Raw genomic sequence first — 17,713 nt, 5'->3', positions numbered from 1 at the left:
CTGCCGGACGCTCCCCGCTGCCGGCCTTCGCCGCCCCGCGGACGGCCCGGCGGACGGCGCCCCGGGTTCCCGCCGTGGTGCACCGGGCGTCGGGCACGCGGAGCTCATGCCACCATCTGCTGCGCCCGCAGCATCTCCGCGAACCGGTAGACAGTGCCGAGGTCGACGCCGTCCGCGACCAGCGGCACCTCATACACGGGGCGGCCGAGCCCGGCGATCTCCGCACGCTCAGCCGCCTCCAGCGCGACGCGATCGGCGTGCTGGGCCGCCTCCCAGGCCAGCGCCTCGACCAGCTCAGGGGTGGGCTCCATCCCAGCCTCCTTGATCCCGGCGGCAATCTCCTCCCGGTCCAGCTCCCCGCGCCGGGCTAGGCGGGACTCCTTCGCGCGCAGCAGGGGCGGGCGGGTCATGTTGACCACCACACCGCCGAGCGGCAGACCAGCACGGGTCAGCTCGGCCACGCCGTCCACCGTCTCCTGCACCGGCATCTCCTCGAGGAGGGTGACCAGATGCACGGCGGCCCGATCGGGCGCCAGCACGGCCATCACGCTGTCGGCCTGGGCCCGGATCGGCCCGACCTTGGCCAGCCCCGCCACCTCCGCGGTGACGTTGAGAAACCGGGTGATCCGACCAGTGGGCGGCGCGTCGAGCACCACCGCGTCGTAGGCCAGCCCTCCCGGCCGGGTGGCGTCGGGCCGGTTGACCGCCTCCTTGACCTTGCCGGTGAGCAGCACGTCGCGAACCCCGGGAGCGACGGTCGTGGCGAAATCCACCGCGCCGATCCTGCCCAGGGCCATCCCGGCCCGCCGCAGGTTGTAGAACATCTCTAGATACTCCAGCAGGGCCTCGTCCGCGTCGATCGCCAACGCGAACACCTCCCCGCCGCCGGGAGCGCTGGCCACCTTGCGCTCCCGGTAGGGCAACGGAGGGGTGTCGAACAGCTGCGCGATCTGCTGCCGGCCCTCGACCTCGGTGAGCAGGACTCGACGACCATCGGTCGCAAGCGCCACGGCCAGCGCGCCGGCCACGGTCGTCTTGCCGGTACCGCCCTTGCCGGTAACGATGTGCAACCGCCGGTCCCATGGACCGGCCACCCCGCTACTCACTTCCTTGGTCACGGTGTTCTCACTGTCGATCACAGCGTTCTCGCTGTCGGTCACGGTGTTCTCGCCGTTCACAGGCTTGACCGTACCCGCGTGCACGGTCCCCACCACGGTGGTGAGTCGGGAGAAAACCCGCGGCGCACCGCGGGGCGAGCCAAGGTAGGGGATGTGGGGAGAGGTGACCGGGACGATGTGGCGGCGAAGGCTCGGGCCCGGTGACACGGGTGTCCGGAACCGTCGGCGCGATGCTCTAAGGTCCGGTGTCATGCAGACGAAGTGGGAGTACGTGACGGCGCCGGTGCTGATCCACGCCACCAAGCAGATTCTCGACAACTGGGGTGAGGACGGCTGGGAGCTGGTCCAGATCGTTCCCGGTCCCAACCCCGAGAGCCTCGTCGCCTACTTCAAGCGTCCCAAGAGCCAGTCCTGACATGGCCGCACCGAGCGAACGCCTGGCGGCGCTGGGCCTGACGCTGCCGCCGGTCCCGACCCCGGCCGGCGCCTACCTTCCCGCGGTCCGGGCGGGCGGCCTGATCTGGACGGCCGGTCAGCTCCCGCTGGTGGACGGCCGGCTGGCCCACACCGGCCTGGTGGGCGCGGGCGCCGAGGTGACCGTCGAGCAGGCCGCGGAGCTCGCCCGGACGGCCGCGCTCAACGCGCTGGCGGCAGCGGCGTCGGTGGCCGACGGACTCGACGGGATCACCCGGATCATCAAGGTGGTTGGATTCGTCGCGAGCGCCCCCGGCTTCACCGGCCAGCCAACGGTCGTCAACGGGGCGAGTGAACTGCTCGCGGCGGTCTTCGGCGAGGCCGGTCAGCATGCCCGCTCGGCCGTCGGTGTCTCGGCGCTGCCGCTGGGCGCACCGGTCGAGATCGAACTGGTGCTCGGGGGGTAGTAGGCGGTCCCGCCGGTGCCGGCCTCGGGATCGCGGCGGCGCGCCGCGGCCGCCGGGACAAACAAACCCCGCCTCGGCACCAACGGCTCTAGCATCTGGGCAATGGTTGACCACAAGGCTGCCCTGATCGCTCGGCTGCGCTGGTCCCCGGCCGACGGAGGCCGCCGCGACGAGGTGACGGCGCGCCATCCGCCCGCGCCACCCGCGGCGGTGCGCGATGCCTCGACGGTCGTGCTGCTGCGCGACGCGCCGGGTAACCAGGGGATCGAGGCATACCTGCTGCGCCGGGCAGCGACCATGGCGTTCGCCGGTGGGATGTACGCATTCCCAGGTGGACGAGTAGATCCGGCCGATATGGGGCCGGACGTGCCCTGGGCGGGTCCATCGGTCGCCGAGGTCATGCACGCGCTCGACGCTGATCCCGCACTCGCCCGCGCGCTCGTCTGTGCCGCCGTGCGGGAGACCTTCGAGGAATGCGGGATCCTGCTGGCCGGCGCGGTGGCGGGCGAGGACGGCCGGCTCGGCGGCGGCCCGGAGGCGCTCAGCGATCAGCTGCGGGCCGCCGAGCGCCTCGCACTGGAACGGCACGAGCTCGGCCTGAGCACCCTGCTCCGCAAATACTCCCTCGTGCTGCGGGCCGATCTCCTCGCCCCCTGGGCCAGATGGGTGACTCCCGAGACCGAGCCGCAACGGTACGACACCAGGTTCTTCGTCGCGGCGCTTCCCACGGGCCAGCATCCCGGCCAGCCCTCCAGCGAGGCGGACCGGATGCAGTGGATACGCCCCGCGGACGCCCTCGAACGCCATACGGCCGGGACGATGGACATGCTGCCACCCACCGCGTTCACCCTCGCCGAACTGTCCGAATACGACGACGTCGCGGCGGTGCTGGCCGCCGCCCACGCCCGCGACCTGTCGCCGATCATGCCGAGGATTCTGGTCAGCGGCGGCGAAGCGCGCCTCCTGCTGCCGCATGACGAGGCATACGACGACCCGGGAAACCACGACGATCTGCGGGACGCGGGCCCCGCCGACCGGGCGCAGCAGTAGCCATGGCCGCGCCTCGACAGATCACTCCCCTGGCCGCCGTGCTTCTCGCTCCGAATCCGGGCCCGATGACGCTCGACGGCACCAACACCTGGATCCTGCGCACCGCCGGCGAGGAGAGGTGTGTGGTCGTGGACCCCGGCCCGGACCACGCCGGACATCTGGCGACGGTCGCGGCGGCCGGCCGCGTCGACCTGATTCTGCTGACCCACGGCCATGTCGACCACAGTGCCGGCGCGGCCACGTTGCACGATCTCACCGGCGCCCCGGTCCGGGCGCTCGACCCCGTCTTCCGGCTGGGATCGGAGGGGCTCACGGCCGGCGATGTGATCGCCACGGCCGGCATCGAGCTCCGGGTCCTCCCCACTCCGGGGCACACCGCCGACTCGTTGTCGTTCTTTCTACTCGGGGAAGACAAACCACTCGGGGAAGACGGGCCGCCCGGCGGAGACGAGCACCCCGCGGATTACCGGGACCGGCCGGAGCCGGGCCCGGCCTCCGGCGGCCTCCTGCCCGGTCCGGCGGTGCTGACCGGAGACACGATTCTCGGGCGTGGCAGTACCGTGGTCGCCCACCCGGACGGCCGTCTCGGCGACTACCTGGACAGCCTGCGGCTGCTGCGGGAACTCGGCGAGACCACCGTGCTGCCCGGCCACGGCCCCGAACTGCCCGCGGCCGGCCACGCGGCCGAGCGATATCTGGCTCACCGCCACAGCCGACTCGACCAGGTGCGGCGTGCTCTGGTGGACGCCGGGGTCGACGCCGCGGAGGCGGATGCGGCCGACGTGGTCCGCCGGGTCTACGCGGACGTCGACCGCGCCCTGTGGTTCGCGGCGGAACTGTCGGTCCGCGCCCAGCTGACCTACCTGCGGGAGCACCCCGACGGCGCCTGATCAGCCCAGCCGGCCAGCCGGAAGGCCGATGGCGAGCGGCACGTCCGTGGCAGCGGTAGCCGGACGGCCGCCTCACACCACCGAGAGATATCGGGACACCACCGAGAGATATCGGATCGATACCACGCGGCGGTATCGCACCACGCAGCGGTATCGCAGCAGCATCGACGCGGCTGCGGTCGGTCATCCGACAGGACGGGATTCGGGGAAGGAGACCCAGGCCACTAAACTCTGGCACGGAGGGAACCGCCCGTGCGCAGGATGACGATTTCGACCAGCCGGAAACCGGGCGACCGGTCCGGCCCCCACCCACCGGCCACCCGGACGGGAGGCCCCACCCATGGTGATCACAGCTCCGCACACGGGCCCGCTGCGGTGCCCCCGGTGCAGCTCGGCGGCCGTTCCGGGCGGACGATTCTGCTACCACTGCGGCTTGGAGTTCACCTCGGTCGAGAGTCCCGCGGTAGATGCTTCCGAGCGCCGGGTCGTCACCGTTCTGTTCGGTGATCTGTCCGACTTCACCGCCTGGGCGGAGGATCGCGATCCGGAACGCGTCGGGGAGATGACCGATCGGGTCCTCGCCGCCCTCGCCCACGAGATCGACGAGGTCGGCGGCCGCGTCGACAACCTTACCGGCGACGGCATCATGGCCGTCTTCGGGGCCCCCACCGCCCATGAGGATGACCCTGAACGTGCCGTTCGGGCCGCCGCCGCGATGCAGGAGACCGTTCGTCGGCTGGTGCTCACCTCCACGGGGGGTGACGATGACGGCCGGCTCGGCCTGCGGGTGGGCGTCAACACCGGCGAGGTCCTCGCGGGGGTGCAGGCCGCACTCTCTTACACCGTGATCGGCGATACCGTGAACACCGCAGCCCGGTTGTCGGCCGCGGCCACGATCGGCACCGTCTACGCCGGCCGGGAGACCGCGCTCTCCACCCGGTCCGTGGCCACCTGGCGAGAGCTGCCCGACCTGGTCCTCAAGGGCAAGCGGGAGCCCGTCCCAGCCTATGAGCTGGTGAGCCTGCGCCCGTCGAACGTCGCCCGCCCCGGACTCGCCGACGACGCCATGTTCCTCGGCCGGGACGCCGAGCTCGCCTCGCTGACCGATCTGTTCGACCTGGTCGTCACCAACCGGTCACCCGAGGTGGCGCTGATCGCCGGGGAGGCCGGGATCGGCAAGACCCGGTTGGCCGTCGAACTCGCCTGTCGGGCGGAGCGGACCCCCGGCACGACGGTGCTCTGGGGACGGACGGTCCGGCACGGTGACGGCCACGGGCTGGCGCCCCTGGTCGACGTCGTTCGCAACGCGTGCGGGGTGACCGACGGCGACTCCCTCGACCGGGTGGCCGACCGCGTCCGGCGAACTGTGGCGGGGCTGGCGCATCCGCACAGCGGTGCCCGGCTGCCACCCGGCATCGCCGACCGACTGCTGCTGCTGCTCGGCGTTCCGCTCGACCGGCGGTCCGCCGTCGCCACCGCGGCGGCTCCGGGGGATCCGGCGGCCCGGGCCTCGCACATCGCGGAGGCCGAACAGCGGTCCGTCGACGCGACGGTGGACGCGGTCGCCCTGCTCCTCGGCGCGCTCGCGTCCTCCGGGCCCATCCTGGTCATGATCGACGATCTGGAATGGGCGACCAGCCAGCTCAGCGACGCGATGAGCCGGCTGGCCTCGGCGTTGTCCGGACCGGTTCTGCTTGTGCTGCTGGACCGGACGGGTCCACGGCTCGCCGAGCTGCCCCACATCCATCGCATCGCCCTGCAGCCGCTGAGCCTCGAGGCCTCCAGCCGCCTGTTGCAGGATCATCTCGGCGGGGTGCAGCTGGAGCCCCGCGGCCGGGCCGATCTGCTCTCCCGGGTGCATGGCAACCCCTTCTTCCTGGTGGAGCTGCTCAACCTGCTGATCGACCGCGGAATGCTGCACCAGTCGGCCGAGACAACCAATGGGGAGTGGCCGGGTTGGGTCCTCGAGGGCTCCCTGACGGAGGCGACTCTTCCCGCCGGGGTGCAGTCGGTGCTGGCCGCCCGCATCGACGATCTCGACCCGGTGGCCAAGGCGGTGCTGCGCGCGGCGGCGGTGCTCGGCCCGCGGTTTCCAGCCGAGGCGCTGCCGGTGGTCGACGAACGGCCCGCCGAGGAGGTCACCCGCGCGCTGCGGGTACTGACCGAGCGCCAGCTCGCCCGGCCGCCCCGGGCGACGGAGACGAGGTGGCGGTTCGTCCATCCCATGGCCCGCGACGCCGCCTACGCCGGGCTGCCCAAGGTCGAGCGGGCCCGCCGGCACGCCACGGCGGCGCGCTGGGGGGTGACGGCGATGGTCGGCAGCTCGCGGGCCGTCTCCACCTTTGTCGCGAACCACGCCCTGCGGGCCTATGACCTGGCCGCATCGATGAACCTTCCCGCCACCGATCCGGCCTGGTCGTCCCGGATGTCCGGGTTCCACGCACATGTCCGGCTGGCGCGCGAGGCGCTGGCCCGAGACGATCATCGGGCCGCCGCCGACCTGCTGGCCAACGCGCGCCGTCTGGGCCGCGGCATCATCGACCCGGATGAGGACAATGCCGCCCGCGTGCTGCACGCTGAGGCCCTGGTCGCGCTGCGCCAACTCGACGAGGCCGAACGCACGCTACGCCCCACGCTACGGGCCAACGCACCCGCCCGACGGGCCGCCGCCTTCTCCGTGCTCGGCGAGCTGCGCCAGAAGCAGGGACGCGCCGAAGAGGCGGCGCAGTGCCTGCTCACCGCCCTGGAATCGGCGCAACAGGCCGGTGACGACCACGCGGAGGCCGCCGCGTTGCGCCGGCTGGGCATGCTCGAATACAACGCTGGCCGCATCGACGCGGCGGAGGAGCGATACCGCGAGGCCCTCGCGATCGCCCGCCAGGTCGACGACCCCCGCGGGGTCGGTTGGGCGTTGCAGCACCTGGCCTGGAGCGCCACCACCCGGGGGGACTACCCCCGCGCCGAGCGGACGCTGCGCGAGGCGTCCGCGGTGTTCGACCGGCTCGAGGACACCGGCGGCCTCGGCTGGTGCCGGGGCACGGAGGCGCTGGTGCTGCTGCTGTCCGGGCAGCTCACCCGGGCCCGCGAACTCACCCGCGAACTGATCGAGCTGGCCAGTTCCGTGGGCGAGCAGTGGGGGATGGCCGTCTGCCTCACCATCGACGCGATAGCGGCCGCCGAGCTGGGCGACATCGCCACCGCCGAGGCCCACGCGGAGCGGGCCGCTGAGCTGTTCGCCAGCATCGGCGACGCGTGGGGAACGATGCTGACCCTGGTCGCCCGTGGGCTGGCGGCCCGTGGCACCGGCGAACCGGCCCGCGGGGCAGAGTACCTGGAACAGGCGTGTGCCGAGGCGGCCGCCCGCGGGCACGTCGTCGTCGGCGCGCTGGCCCGGGTGCTGCTCGGGCTGACCTGGCTCGACGCCGGCGAAGTGGACAAGGCCGGGCAGGCCGCCGAGATCGCGCAGGCGGACCTCGCGCAGCTGGAGTTGCGCCCGCATGCCCAGCTCGGGGCGAAGGTACTGGTCGCGCAGATCGCCCGGGCTCGCGGGCGGCTCGATGAGGCGACCGAGCTGTTGCGGGAGGCATTGTCGGCAAGCGAACCGGCAACCCTGATGTTCCCCCGCCGGCAGGCATACGCCCATCTCGCCGGCATCCTGTTGGATGCCGGGCAGCCCGCCCAGGCTCTCATCGTGGCCCGGCGCGCGGTCAACGTGGGTGCCGAGGACGTACGCGCCCAGGTGCTCGGTTACCGCGCGCTCGGCACCGCGTTGGTGGCCAACGGCGATCTGGAAGGCGGTCGTGCCGCCTATCTGCGGGCCCTGGCGGCCGCGACCGCCACGGGGGCTGTCAGCGAGGCGCCGCAGACCCGCCGGCTGCTGGGGAACTTGCCGGTCAGCGGGGCCGCCGACGCCGCCGGCGGCGCGACCACCACCCCCGCGGGCGTGGCCGGGACGACCGGATAACCCGCTGGAGCGGTCACCTCCCGTGGCCAGGCCTTGCGCGCGTCGACCGGCGCTCGAGGCCCCGGCGGGACCCCGAGCTTTTCGCCGGTCGCCGGTCGCCGGCCTCAGCGTGCGCGGCGGGACAGGCGTTCGCGATCGAGCAGCACGACCGCGCGGGAGTCCAGGCGCAGCCAGCCCCGGGTGGCGAAGTCGGCGAGCGCCTTGTTCACCGTCTCCCGGGATGCGCCCACCAGTTGGGCCAGTTCCTCCTGCGTGAGTCCGTGCTCGACACGGACACCGGCGGCCTCATTGCCGGGCTGTGCCGGCTCTCCGAAGCGTTCCGCCAAGTCGAGGAGGGCTTTCGCCACTCGCCCCGGCACATCCGTGAACACCATGTCAGCAACGTTGTCATTGGTACGCCGCAACCGGCGGGCCAGCACTCGTAGGAGCATCGCGCCCGCCTCCGGGCGTGATCGCAGCCAGGGACGCAACGCGGTATGTTCCAGCGACAGCAGCGATGCATCCGTGACTGCCGTAGCGGTAGCCGTGCGGGGGCCGGGGTCGAACAACGACAGCTCTCCGAACAGGTCTCCGGGACCCATCACGGACAGCAGGTTCTCCCGGCCGTCGGCCGACTGACGTCCTATCTTCACCTTTCCGGACAGGACGACGAAGACCCGGTCCCCGACATCTCCTTCACGGAACAGCACGTCCCCACGGGTGACCTCCTGCCGATCAAGATGGTCAGAGAGGGCCATTCGGTCCTGCTCGGACAGCCCTACGAACAGTGGTACGCGGGCAAGCAGATCCTCCACGGTCCTGAGCATGCCAGGACTATCGGCAGAGAGCACGGCCAGGGACCCCCAGATGGCTCCGACAGGCCGATCGACAGGACCCGACAGGCCCGATCGGCCCGGCCTAGCCCCGCGCGGTCAGGCGGCTCGATGCTTGCCCGGCGGCGGTCGGCGCAGACGCCGCCGGTAGCGCTCCAACGCGGCGGGGAGGCCCTGATTGACGAAGGTGCTGACCTCGTCCGGCCGGGCGTTGTCGAGGAAGCCCTCGAGGCCCTTACCGGTGTCGGCGGCATTCAACGGACGTTCCACCCGTTCCATCGCCAGCAGAAGGCCGAGAAGCAGCAGGGGAAAGGTGACCGCGGCAATGACAAACATGACCTCTCCATGGTGGCCGACCGGCGACCATCACATGCGACCGGGGGTGGGTGTGTCGCGCATCGGCCACCTGGCCGGAGCCCGTTCGGACCACCCGGCAGCGGTGCCGGACGGGCGGATCGACCGGCAGATACGCTGCCAGACATGCCCGCAACCGTCGACGCCGCGGCGGAGACCCCGCTCGCGAAGACCCGGCGGGCTCGCCGGATAGTGCGTCTGCTGGGCAATATCCATCCCGACGCCCACATCGCGTTACACTTCGACAACGCTCTCGAACTGCTGGTCGCCACCGTCTTGTCGGCCCAGTGCACGGACAAGAAGGTCAACGAGGTCACTCCTGGAGTGTTCGCCCGTTATCGGACCGCAGCCGACTATGCGGGCGCGGACCGCGCCGAACTCGAGGACATGCTGCGACAGACCGGGTTCTTCCGCGCCAAGGCGAACTCGCTGATCGGCATCGGCGCGGCCCTGACCGAACGCTTCGACGGTGAGGTTCCACGGTCGCTGGCGGCCCTGATGACCTTGCCGGGCGTCGGTCGCAAGACGGCGAACGTCGTGCTGGGGCATGCGTTCGACCTGCCCGGAATCACCGTCGACACTCACGTCGGGCGGCTGTCCCGCCGCTTTGGGCTGACCACTCAGACCGACCCCGTCAAGGTCGAGTCGGACCTGGCGGCGCTCATCGAACAGCGGGACTGGACCATCGCCTCCGATCGCATGATCTTTCATGGGCGACGGATCTGTCACTCGCGCCGCCCGGCCTGCGGCGCCTGCGGGCTGGCCCGACTGTGCCCGTCCTTCGGGCTCGGCCCCACTGAGCCTACCGAGGCGGCCCGGCTGGTCCGGGGAACACGCAACGACGTCGAAACCCTGCGATGAACGAGATGCCAGCCAACGCCGACGGCGCCTTCGACGCCGACGGGGCCACCATCCCCCCGCCCCCGGCCTGGCTGCGCACTCTGGCGGAGAAGGCCGGGCAAGCCCTCGTGACCAGCCGGACCCATCCGGGTCATGCGGGCGCGGATGCTCGACCGGCCGCCGTACTCATCCTGTTCGGCGATGATGGCCCGGAGGGGCCGGACATCCTCCTGCTCGAACGGGCGGCCGAGCTGCGCAGCCATGCCAACCAGCCCGCGTTCCCCGGTGGCGCCACCGACGCGACGGACGAGTCGCGGGTGCACACGGCGCTGCGCGAAGCCGAGGAAGAGGTAGGGCTCGATCCCGCGGGGGTCGAGGTGCTCACCGTCGCCTCCCCGCTCTACCTGCACGCCAGTCGTTATCTCGTGACCCCGGTGATCGGCTGGTGGCGTATTCCGTGCGCAGTCGTGCCCGTCGATCCCGCCGAGACCTCGTCGGTCGCCCGGGTACCACTCGCGGAGCTGGCCGACCCGGCCAACCGGGTCATACTGCGCCACCGCACCGGCCTCGCCGGACCCGCCTTTCGGGTCCGCAGCATGCTGGTGTGGGGCTTCACCGCGGGCATCCTCGATGTTCTTCTCCGTCTCGGCGGGTGGGAACAGCCGTGGGACGACACCGAGCTCATCGACTACCCAGTCGCGCGGGCCACGACCAGCGGGACCCCGGTCATGCCCGCGCAGACGTCCCGCCCGCCGGCACCGTCCCCTGCACCGCTACAGTCCGGTCCACTGGACAAGTCCCCGCCACTGGACAAGTCCAGCCCGCCGACGGCACCGGCATCGCCCTGCGACGAGAGGCACAGCTGATGACCAGCACCGCGGACCGTGACCATGCGGGACCGCGACCGTCCATCCACTCCCCCCGGCAGGGGCGGTCACGACGGCCGGGTGGTATCCAGCGCCCGCCCGCTCGGGTGGCCTGGATGGACCGGGCGGGCTGGACCGGACGGACACCCCGGCTGGGCCGGCTCACGGTAGCCCTCGGGCTGGCGCTCGGTCTGTTCCTGGGCGCCGCGGGCTGCGGCGGCTCGGGCAAGGACGGCGCGTCGACGGGGCCCTCCCTCACTCCCACCGAGGGAGCGGGCGGCCTGCAGATCTTCGCCGTCACGGGCCTGCCGAACCTGCACTTCTCCGCGATGGAACTGGTGGCCAGGCCGGGGCGGATCCGCGTCGACTTCTCGGTCACGCCGCAGTCCCCGCCGCACAACTTCGTCATTCCGCGGATTCCCGAGGCACACACGCGCATCGTCTCCGCGGGAGAGCCACAGAGCATCACCTTCTCCGTGACGGAACCGGGTAGCTACCCGGTGGTCTGCACTCTGCATCCCAACATGACAGCCACACTGAAGATCTCCTGAGCCGAACCGACGCCCGTCGTGCTCAACGTCCTGGACATCGTTCTTCTCCTGCTCGCCGTGCTCTTCGCGATCTCCGGGTACCGGCAGGGCTTCCTGGTGGGCGCGCTGTCGTTCGTCGGCTTCCTCGGCGGCGGTGTGCTCGGTGCCAAGGTCGCGAAGCCCTTCGCCGAACTGATCGGTCAGGAGAGCCACGGCGCCATGGTCGGTCTCCTGACCGTGCTCGGTCTCGCCCTGGTCGGGCAGGTCGCGGGCACCGCGGTCGGGGTCGCCATCCGGAACCGGGTGACCTGGCGCCCCGGCAGGGCCGTCGATGCCGCCGCGGGTGCGGTGCTCTCCGGCTTATCGGTGGTTCTTGTCGCCTGGCTGCTGGCGACGGCCGTCGATCGGTCGCCCTTCGAGTCCCTCGCTCGCTCTGTCCGGGAATCGCGGATCCTCGCCACCGTGGACGCCGGGATGCCCAACGAGGTCCGCAGTGCATTCGCCGACCTGCGCCAACTGGCTGACAACAACGGCTTCCCCGAGGTCTTCGCCGGGCTCGGCGGCGGGCGCATCGTCGCCGCCGATCCGCCCGATCCCGCTTCCACCCAGACTGCCGGGGTCCGCAACGCGGCGGCGAGCATCGTGAAGATCCGTGGCGTCGCCAGGTCCTGCGACAAACGGGTCGAGGGATCCGGGTTCGTCATCGCCCCGCAACGCGTCATGACCAACGCGCACGTCGTAGCCGGGGTGCACCGTCCGATGATCGTGCTGGCCTCGCGCACCCTGCCGGCCGAGGTCGTCCTGTTCGACCCCGACCGGGACGTCGCCGTGCTCCGCGTGCCGGACCTGCAACGGCCGCCGCTGCGGTTCCGGATAAACCCACCGGCCGCGGCCGAAGATGCCGCAGTGATTGCCGGTTATCCCCAGGACGGGCCCTACACCACTGTGGCGGCGCGCGTCCGCAACCATCAGACCGCCCAGGCCCCGGACATCTACTCGCACGGCCTCGTCCTGCGCGACATCTACGCGGTCCGCGGACGGGTGCTGCCGGGAAACTCCGGTGGACCCCTGTTGTCCGAAAGCGGGGACGTCCTGGGTGTCGTGTTCGCCGCGGCCGTCAACGACAGCGGCACCGGTTACGTCCTGAGCGCCGCCGAAGTGGCCAGGCCTGCCGCCGCCGGGGTGATCGCCACGGCGGAGGTGAGCACGCAGGGGTGCAACTGACCGCCGGTACTCCCGCACCGACGGCCGGGCGACGCTCAGGGACGAAGCCAGCCGAGCAGTTCGGCGTTGACGAGGTCGGGGGCCTCCTCATGCGGGAAGTGCCCGATCTCACCGAGCAGGCGCCAGGTGTAGGGACCGCTGACGTAGCGCCCGGCGCCCTGGGCGGTGGACGGCAGGAAACAACGGTCCATTTCCCCGTGTATCTGCAGGGTCTCCATCCGCAGCGACCGACGGAGGACACTACCGAAACGCGCCCCATCGGGCCGGAACAACGACCGGAAGATCCACCGGTGGTACTCCAGGGAGCTGTGCGCCACCCCGGGAATGCGCATTGCCGATCGATATCGCCGCTCGGCCTCGGCATCCGGATACCCCGGTCCTCCCCAGCCGCGTAGCAGCGTTGCGACGTGGGCGGCGTCCTCGGCCACCAGGACCCGTTCGGGCCGCCATGGCAGCTGAAAACCGAGCATGTACCGGCTGGCGGCACCCTGACCACGGGGATCCGCCGCGATCTGGTGCCGCAGCCGCAGCGGATGAGGCATGGCCAGGATCGCGAGCCGACGCACCACCATCGGGTGACGAACCGCGGTGGTCCAGCCAAGCAGCCCACCCCAGTCGTGGCCCACGACCGCGGCGTCCGGTTCCCCCAATGCCCTGACCAGACCGGCCACGTCATCGGAGAGAGTGAAGGCGTCATAGCCCCGAGGCGGCTTGTCACTCGCTCCATAGCCGCGCAGGTCCGGCGCGACGACGCGGTAGCCCGCCGCCGCCAGCGCGGTGAGTTGGTGACGCCAGGCCCACCAGAACTGCGGGAAGCCGTGCAGCAGCAGGACGAGCGGGCCACTCCCCAACTCCGCCACGTGCAGCCGGGTACCGTTGGCAGACACGTCACGGTGCCGCCACGGCCCGTCGACCAGGACGGTGGCGGGCTCGGGAACGGTGTCCTCCATCGCCTGCCAGGATGGCAGACCAGCCATCGGCCCCGGACCGGCGGTGCTCGTGACGGGCCGGTCGTGGGGTCCGCAGTCGGCCCTCGAACGTCCGCCGCCGGCTCCATCGCCAGACCCTCTGCCGACCGCCGGCAGGCTTGGGTACCGGCGGACACCGCGCACCCAGCGCGGGGGTGTCAGTGCCCGCGCTGGCCCGGGTGGGCGGCCGCATCCGCCGACCCGACCGCGTCTCCCGGTCCGACCGGGCCCGCCGACCCGACTGGGGCGGTCGTGGGATTACGTAGCCAGGTGATGTCGTCGCGCACGGTCTGGATGGTCCGCTCGGGCGGGGAGAGCTTGCGGAACCGCGCCATCGCGAACAGGGCCAGCAGCCCCGCAACGACGAGGTAGAGACCGGCCGTCAGCAGATAGGACCAGAAACGCTCGATGCCGGCCCAGGTGAACAGCTCCCCCAGAAAGATCGTGACGGCGATCAGAGCGCAGAACCCGAGGCCGGCCGCCACCGCCAGAAAACCGATTCCGAGCACAGCTGACACCGCCTGCTGGGCGAGCTCGGCCTTGGCCAGGTTGATCTCCTGACGAATCAGCAACGAGACATCGCGAGTGGCCAGGGCCACCAGCTCACCCAGCGTCGGCTCACGGCCGTCCCGAGCCTTCCCGGCTGCGATCGACACTTCTGGTCCTCCCTCTGGCGGCGACCCGCCCGTGCTGGACGGCGGGACAGTTCGCGCTACCACCCTGATCCGACCTGCGCCCTGATCCGACAGGGTCCGAACCGGCGGTGGACCGGGAAGCCCCACCGGAGGCCATCCGCCCTGGGCCCCTCCGGCCCATACCGTCAACACCCTCCCGGCCGACCGTCCCCCGTCGTGACGCGGTCCGCCGCCCCGGTCCCTCTACGCAGTCTCCCCCGCGCGGAGCCGCCCGGAGGCCCAACGACGCGGCTCAGACCTGTGACTCCTCCTACGGGTCTCACCGTCTTCCCGCTTGGCCCGCACGGCCCGGGCGGTCCGACCCCGCGTGGCCCAGCCCGCATGGCACGAACGGGTAGCGTGCGAGCTGTGAGTCTCCGCCCGTCTGGAACAGTCCTCGCCGCCGATCCACTCGCCCGTGTTGCCGCTCTGCCCGGAGTGCGCGAAGCGGCGGACAGCGCCCGATCCGCGGTGGACACGCTCCTGCGCCACCGCGTTCTGCGCCGCCAGAGCGCCGAGGTGACCGCGGAGGCATCGTTGCGGGCCGCCCGCGCCTGCGCCGCCCTCGAGGGATACGAGATCAGCCTGGACGAACTGCGGGCGCACCTGGCCCGATCCGGGCCCGAAGGTGTGCTCCCCGGTCTGGAGAAGACGGACGCGTCGGAGGCCGGAGCGGTCACCGACCGCGGTACGCGGAACGACGCCGCCATGGCCGGATCCGGCCATCCGTTCCCTGTCGTCCTCGGCACGGTTCGGCTCTACGCCGAGCTGGGCATCCTGGTTCCGGCCTGGGAGCAGGCACCGCGACAGGCCCTGGCCCGCATGCACGTGTTGCTGGGCCGGGGTTTCGTCCCGGACGACGAGCTCGGTCGTCCGCGGGCCGATGCCGGCACCCGGGAGATCCTCGACCCGTTGCGGTTGGGCCCGCCTCCCCACTCGGTGGAGACCTCGGTCCGGCTGGATGGCCTGACCGGACTCCTCGTCGCGCCCACGAGCGCGCCGGCGATCGTGGTGGCCGCCGTGGTGCACGGGGAACTGCTGGCCCTGCGACCGTTCGGCGCCCTCGACGGGGTCATCGCCCGGGCCGCCGCCCGCCTGGTCCTGATCGGCCGGGGCCTCGATCCCAAGGCGCTCACGGCGACCGACGTGGGGCATCTCGAGCTGGGACAGAACCCGGCGAGCATCCTGCGGGTGGACCGCACCGGGGACGTCATCGCCGGGGACGTCATCGCCGGGTACCGCGAGGCCGCCGCAGCCTATGTCGGTGGCGGCGCCGACGGCGTGGCCATCTGGGTACGGCACTGCGCGAAGGCCCTGGAACTCGCCGCACGGGAGTCCCTCGCCGTCTGCGAGGCGCTCGCCCGGACCTGATCCACACTTACGGCGCGATTGACGCACCTGACGGATCCGCTGCACGGATGGACCACAACGAACCTGCCCGTATGAACCACTCGGTACGGACCCCTGCGTGGGCCGCCGCCCCTCCTGCCACGTAGGCGGCAGCCACGCGTTCCCGGCCTGCGGTCTCGGCAGGGTCTCGGCCGGTCGAAACCTCCATCAGAACATCTTCAGGCCCTGTGGAGGGCGGTCATCCACAGGGCCTGTCGCGGCGCATGGTGAGACCACGTCTTCCCCGACCCCGATGGGAACGAGGCCGCCGTGTCCCCTGCGCCGCCCCTGCTGACCGCCGCGGAGAACCACGGTCCGGTCGTACGCCCGCTCATCGTCACCGCCATTCCGGACCTGCTTGACGATCTGTTGCGGCTTGCGGCGGCCGCCGGTGTATCGATGACGGTCGCCGCCGAGATGAGCGCGGTGCGCCGCAACTGGACGTCAGCCCCATGATCATCGTCGGAATGGACGAGATCGAGCCGTGCATCGCGGCCGCGCTGCCCGATCGACGGCATGTCGTCCTGGTCGGAGGACACGTCGACGACGGCCGGGTGTGGGACGCCTCCGTGCGCATTGGCGCCGATCACGTGGTCTTCCTTCCCGAAGCCGAGCCCTGGCTCGTCGACCTCCTCAGCGATCTCGACGGGCTCGATCGGCATCATTCGGTGACGCTGGGCATCATCGGCTGCCGCGGCGGGACGGGAGCCTCCACCTTGGCCGTCTCGCTAGCCCTGGCCGGGCTGAGGCACGACCTGCGCACGATGCTGATCGACGCGGATCCGCACGGTGGTGGGCTCGCCCCCGCCTTCGCCCGCCTCGTGCCGTCCATGTCCGGTGCCTTCCCTGGCGGGGAGACCTCCAGCCTGGCGTCGCTGTTTCCCGCGCGCCACGACCAGCACGACCAGATGGACGGGAACGGCCCGGTCGGGCCGATCGCCTGGTCCGGCCTGCTGCCCCGCCGGGGTGACCTCTCCGTGGTGTCCTGAGATCCCGCTGTCAGCCCAGCCGTTCCCCCGGCGACGATGGCCACCCTGCTCGCGACCGCTCGTTGCACGTCCGACCTGGTGATCCTAGATCTCCCCGGCCGAGGGAATCCGGCGGCCACCGCAACCGACGCGGGCACCACCGTGGCCCTGCGGACCTGCCAGACGGTGCTGATCGTCACGCCCGCGGACCTGCCGTCGATCGTGGCGGCCGAACGTGTCTGCTCGGCTGCCATCCGCCAGGCTGCCGATGTGCGCGCCGTCGTCCGGCTGCACCCATCCGACCGCCTCACCCCGGAGGCGATCGCCACGATGCTCGGCGTGCCACTGGCCGGGGTGATCAGCAGCCGACGGCACCGTCCGGTTCCCACTCGCGACCGCTACGGCGGCTCAGCCAGCGGGAACACCATCGATCGCCTCAGCGAGGAACTGCTGACCCGCCTCGGCGTTCTCGGGCCACGGGTGTGGCCCGATCCGGAGGCCTGGTCATGACCGGGCTCGGCGAGCGACGCAGGTCCCCATTCCCCGCCACAGGTCACGCGGCCGCACCGGCTGCCCGAGCGGCCGCGAGGCCCGCGGTCTCCACACGATCTTCACCGCCGTTCGCAATCCCGCCGGAACCGCTCGAACCACCGGAACCACCGGAACCACCGGAACCGACGACCGTACCCGCGGAGCCGCTCGGAGCCGGCCCGCTGGATCCCCTCCTCGCTGATCCACACGTCACCGATGTCCTGGTCAACGGGCCCGGCGAGGTCTGGGTGGAACGCCGGGGCCGGCTCATCCGTACCTCGGTCGCTTTCGCGGACGAGGAAGCGGTGCGGCGCCTGGCCGTTCGTCTCGCCGCGACGGCCGGGCGGCGCCTGGACGCCGCGATGCCCTTCGCCGACGTGCAACTGCGCGACGGAACCCGGTTGCACGCGGTTCTGGCACCGATTGCGGTGCAGGGTACGTGCCTGTCGCTGCGACGGACCCGGCGTCGCCCCTTCACCTTCGACGAACTCGTGCTCGCCGGAACAATGAGCCCGGCCGTGGCGGCCGTGCTGCACGCAGTCCTGAGCGCCCGACTTGCGATCGTGGTGACCGGGGGAACCGGCTCGGGCAAGAGCACGCTGCTTGCCGCGCTACTGGGAGCGGTGCGCCCCGACGAACGGATCGTGCTAGGGT

19 protein-coding genes are annotated in these 17,713 nt (G+C 71.7%); 14 read left to right on the top strand and 5 right to left on the bottom strand.

Annotated features, from left to right (window positions below; all coding sequences use genetic code 11):
• Positions 1–104: 104 nt before the first annotated feature.
• Positions 105–1,136 (bottom strand): ATPase BagA, encoded by a 1,032-nt coding sequence (gene bagA, locus AC08OU_RS12300; protein ID WP_476602286.1) that lies wholly within the window; start codon positions 1,134–1,136, stop codon positions 105–107.
• 232 nt (positions 1,137–1,368) lie between these two features.
• Here bagA and AC08OU_RS12295 point away from each other — a divergent pair, with 232 nt between their 5' ends.
• The 5 genes from AC08OU_RS12295 (at position 1,369) to AC08OU_RS12275 (ending at position 7,903) form a co-directional block, all read left to right on the top strand.
• Positions 1,369–1,533 (top strand): DUF4177 domain-containing protein, encoded by a 165-nt coding sequence (locus tag AC08OU_RS12295; RefSeq protein WP_462185919.1) that lies wholly within the window; start codon positions 1,369–1,371, stop codon positions 1,531–1,533.
• 1 nt (position 1,534) lies between these two features.
• Complete coding sequence (locus AC08OU_RS12290) at positions 1,535–1,999, top strand: RidA family protein (protein ID WP_476604910.1); 465 nt, start codon at positions 1,535–1,537, stop codon at positions 1,997–1,999.
• A gap of 102 nt (positions 2,000–2,101) precedes the next feature.
• Entirely contained in the window at positions 2,102–3,049 is a 948-nt protein-coding gene (locus tag AC08OU_RS12285) for an NUDIX hydrolase (RefSeq protein WP_476601664.1), read from the top strand.
• 2 nt (positions 3,050–3,051) lie between these two features.
• Complete coding sequence (locus AC08OU_RS12280; RefSeq protein WP_476601663.1) at positions 3,052–3,939, top strand: MBL fold metallo-hydrolase; 888 nt, start codon at positions 3,052–3,054, stop codon at positions 3,937–3,939.
• A 340-nt stretch (positions 3,940–4,279) separates the two neighbouring features.
• Positions 4,280–7,903: a tetratricopeptide repeat protein gene (locus AC08OU_RS12275; RefSeq protein WP_476601662.1), complete on the top strand. Its 3,624-nt coding sequence runs from the start codon at positions 4,280–4,282 to the stop codon at positions 7,901–7,903.
• Positions 7,904–8,007: 104 nt separating this feature from the next.
• Here the strand turns inward: AC08OU_RS12275 and AC08OU_RS12270 are convergent, their stop codons facing one another.
• Together AC08OU_RS12270 and AC08OU_RS12265 are read right to left on the bottom strand one after the other, a co-directional pair.
• Complete coding sequence (locus tag AC08OU_RS12270) at positions 8,008–8,709, bottom strand: Crp/Fnr family transcriptional regulator (RefSeq protein ID WP_476601661.1); 702 nt, start codon at positions 8,707–8,709, stop codon at positions 8,008–8,010.
• A gap of 105 nt (positions 8,710–8,814) precedes the next feature.
• Positions 8,815–9,051, bottom strand: coding sequence for a hypothetical protein (locus tag AC08OU_RS12265; protein WP_023840719.1), 237 nt, complete (start codon positions 9,049–9,051; stop codon positions 8,815–8,817).
• A 144-nt stretch (positions 9,052–9,195) separates the two neighbouring features.
• Between AC08OU_RS12265 and nth the strand changes: the two genes are divergently transcribed.
• The 4 genes from nth to AC08OU_RS12245 are packed head-to-tail and all read left to right on the top strand — an operon-like array spanning position 9,196 to position 12,529.
• A complete protein-coding gene (gene nth, locus AC08OU_RS12260; protein ID WP_476604909.1) occupies positions 9,196–9,930 on the top strand; it encodes an endonuclease III in 735 nt (244 codons plus the stop codon).
• A complete protein-coding gene (locus AC08OU_RS12255; protein ID WP_476604908.1) occupies positions 9,927–10,775 on the top strand; it encodes an NUDIX hydrolase in 849 nt (282 codons plus the stop codon). Before nth ends, AC08OU_RS12255 begins: the two co-directional genes overlap by 4 nt.
• Complete coding sequence (locus AC08OU_RS12250; protein ID WP_462202809.1) at positions 10,775–11,326, top strand: hypothetical protein; 552 nt, start codon at positions 10,775–10,777, stop codon at positions 11,324–11,326. The genes AC08OU_RS12255 and AC08OU_RS12250 overlap by 1 nt, the downstream gene beginning before the upstream one ends.
• An 18-nt stretch (positions 11,327–11,344) precedes the next feature.
• Positions 11,345–12,529, top strand: coding sequence for a MarP family serine protease (locus tag AC08OU_RS12245; RefSeq protein WP_476601730.1), 1,185 nt, complete (start codon positions 11,345–11,347; stop codon positions 12,527–12,529).
• A gap of 35 nt (positions 12,530–12,564) precedes the next feature.
• Here the strand turns inward: AC08OU_RS12245 and AC08OU_RS12240 are convergent, their stop codons facing one another.
• Both AC08OU_RS12240 and AC08OU_RS12235 read right to left on the bottom strand, forming a co-directional pair.
• Entirely contained in the window at positions 12,565–13,479 is a 915-nt protein-coding gene (locus AC08OU_RS12240; protein WP_476594877.1) for an alpha/beta fold hydrolase, read from the bottom strand.
• A gap of 176 nt (positions 13,480–13,655) precedes the next feature.
• Positions 13,656–14,153 carry a phage holin family protein gene (locus AC08OU_RS12235; protein WP_476594863.1) on the bottom strand — a complete coding sequence of 166 codons (498 nt, stop codon included), beginning with the start codon at positions 14,151–14,153 and terminating at the stop codon, positions 13,656–13,658.
• 360 nt (positions 14,154–14,513) lie between these two features.
• Between AC08OU_RS12235 and AC08OU_RS12230 the strand changes: the two genes are divergently transcribed.
• From AC08OU_RS12230 to AC08OU_RS12210, 5 genes are all read left to right on the top strand, one after another.
• Positions 14,514–15,542, top strand: a complete 1,029-nt coding sequence (locus AC08OU_RS12230; RefSeq protein ID WP_476601729.1) for a hypothetical protein — start codon at positions 14,514–14,516, stop codon at positions 15,540–15,542.
• A gap of 288 nt (positions 15,543–15,830) precedes the next feature.
• The gene (locus tag AC08OU_RS12225; protein ID WP_476601728.1) at positions 15,831–16,016 is read left to right on the top strand and encodes a hypothetical protein; all 186 of its coding nucleotides are present in this window, start codon (positions 15,831–15,833) and stop codon (positions 16,014–16,016) included.
• Positions 15,956–16,549, top strand: a complete 594-nt coding sequence (ssd, locus tag AC08OU_RS12220) for a septum site-determining protein Ssd (protein ID WP_476601731.1) — start codon at positions 15,956–15,958, stop codon at positions 16,547–16,549. Before AC08OU_RS12225 ends, ssd begins: the two co-directional genes overlap by 61 nt.
• Positions 16,550–16,627: 78 nt before the next feature.
• A complete protein-coding gene (locus tag AC08OU_RS12215) occupies positions 16,628–17,038 on the top strand; it encodes a hypothetical protein (RefSeq protein WP_476601727.1) in 411 nt (136 codons plus the stop codon).
• Positions 17,035–17,713: ATPase, T2SS/T4P/T4SS family (locus AC08OU_RS12210; RefSeq protein WP_476601726.1), on the top strand; the 679-nt coding region annotated here is incomplete at its 3' end. The genes AC08OU_RS12215 and AC08OU_RS12210, both read left to right, overlap by 4 nt.

Source organism: Frankia sp. CcMO1, from assembly GCF_977945845.1.
Note: the sequence above shows the minus strand (reverse complement) of the source record. Positions and strands in the feature narration are given on the sequence as shown.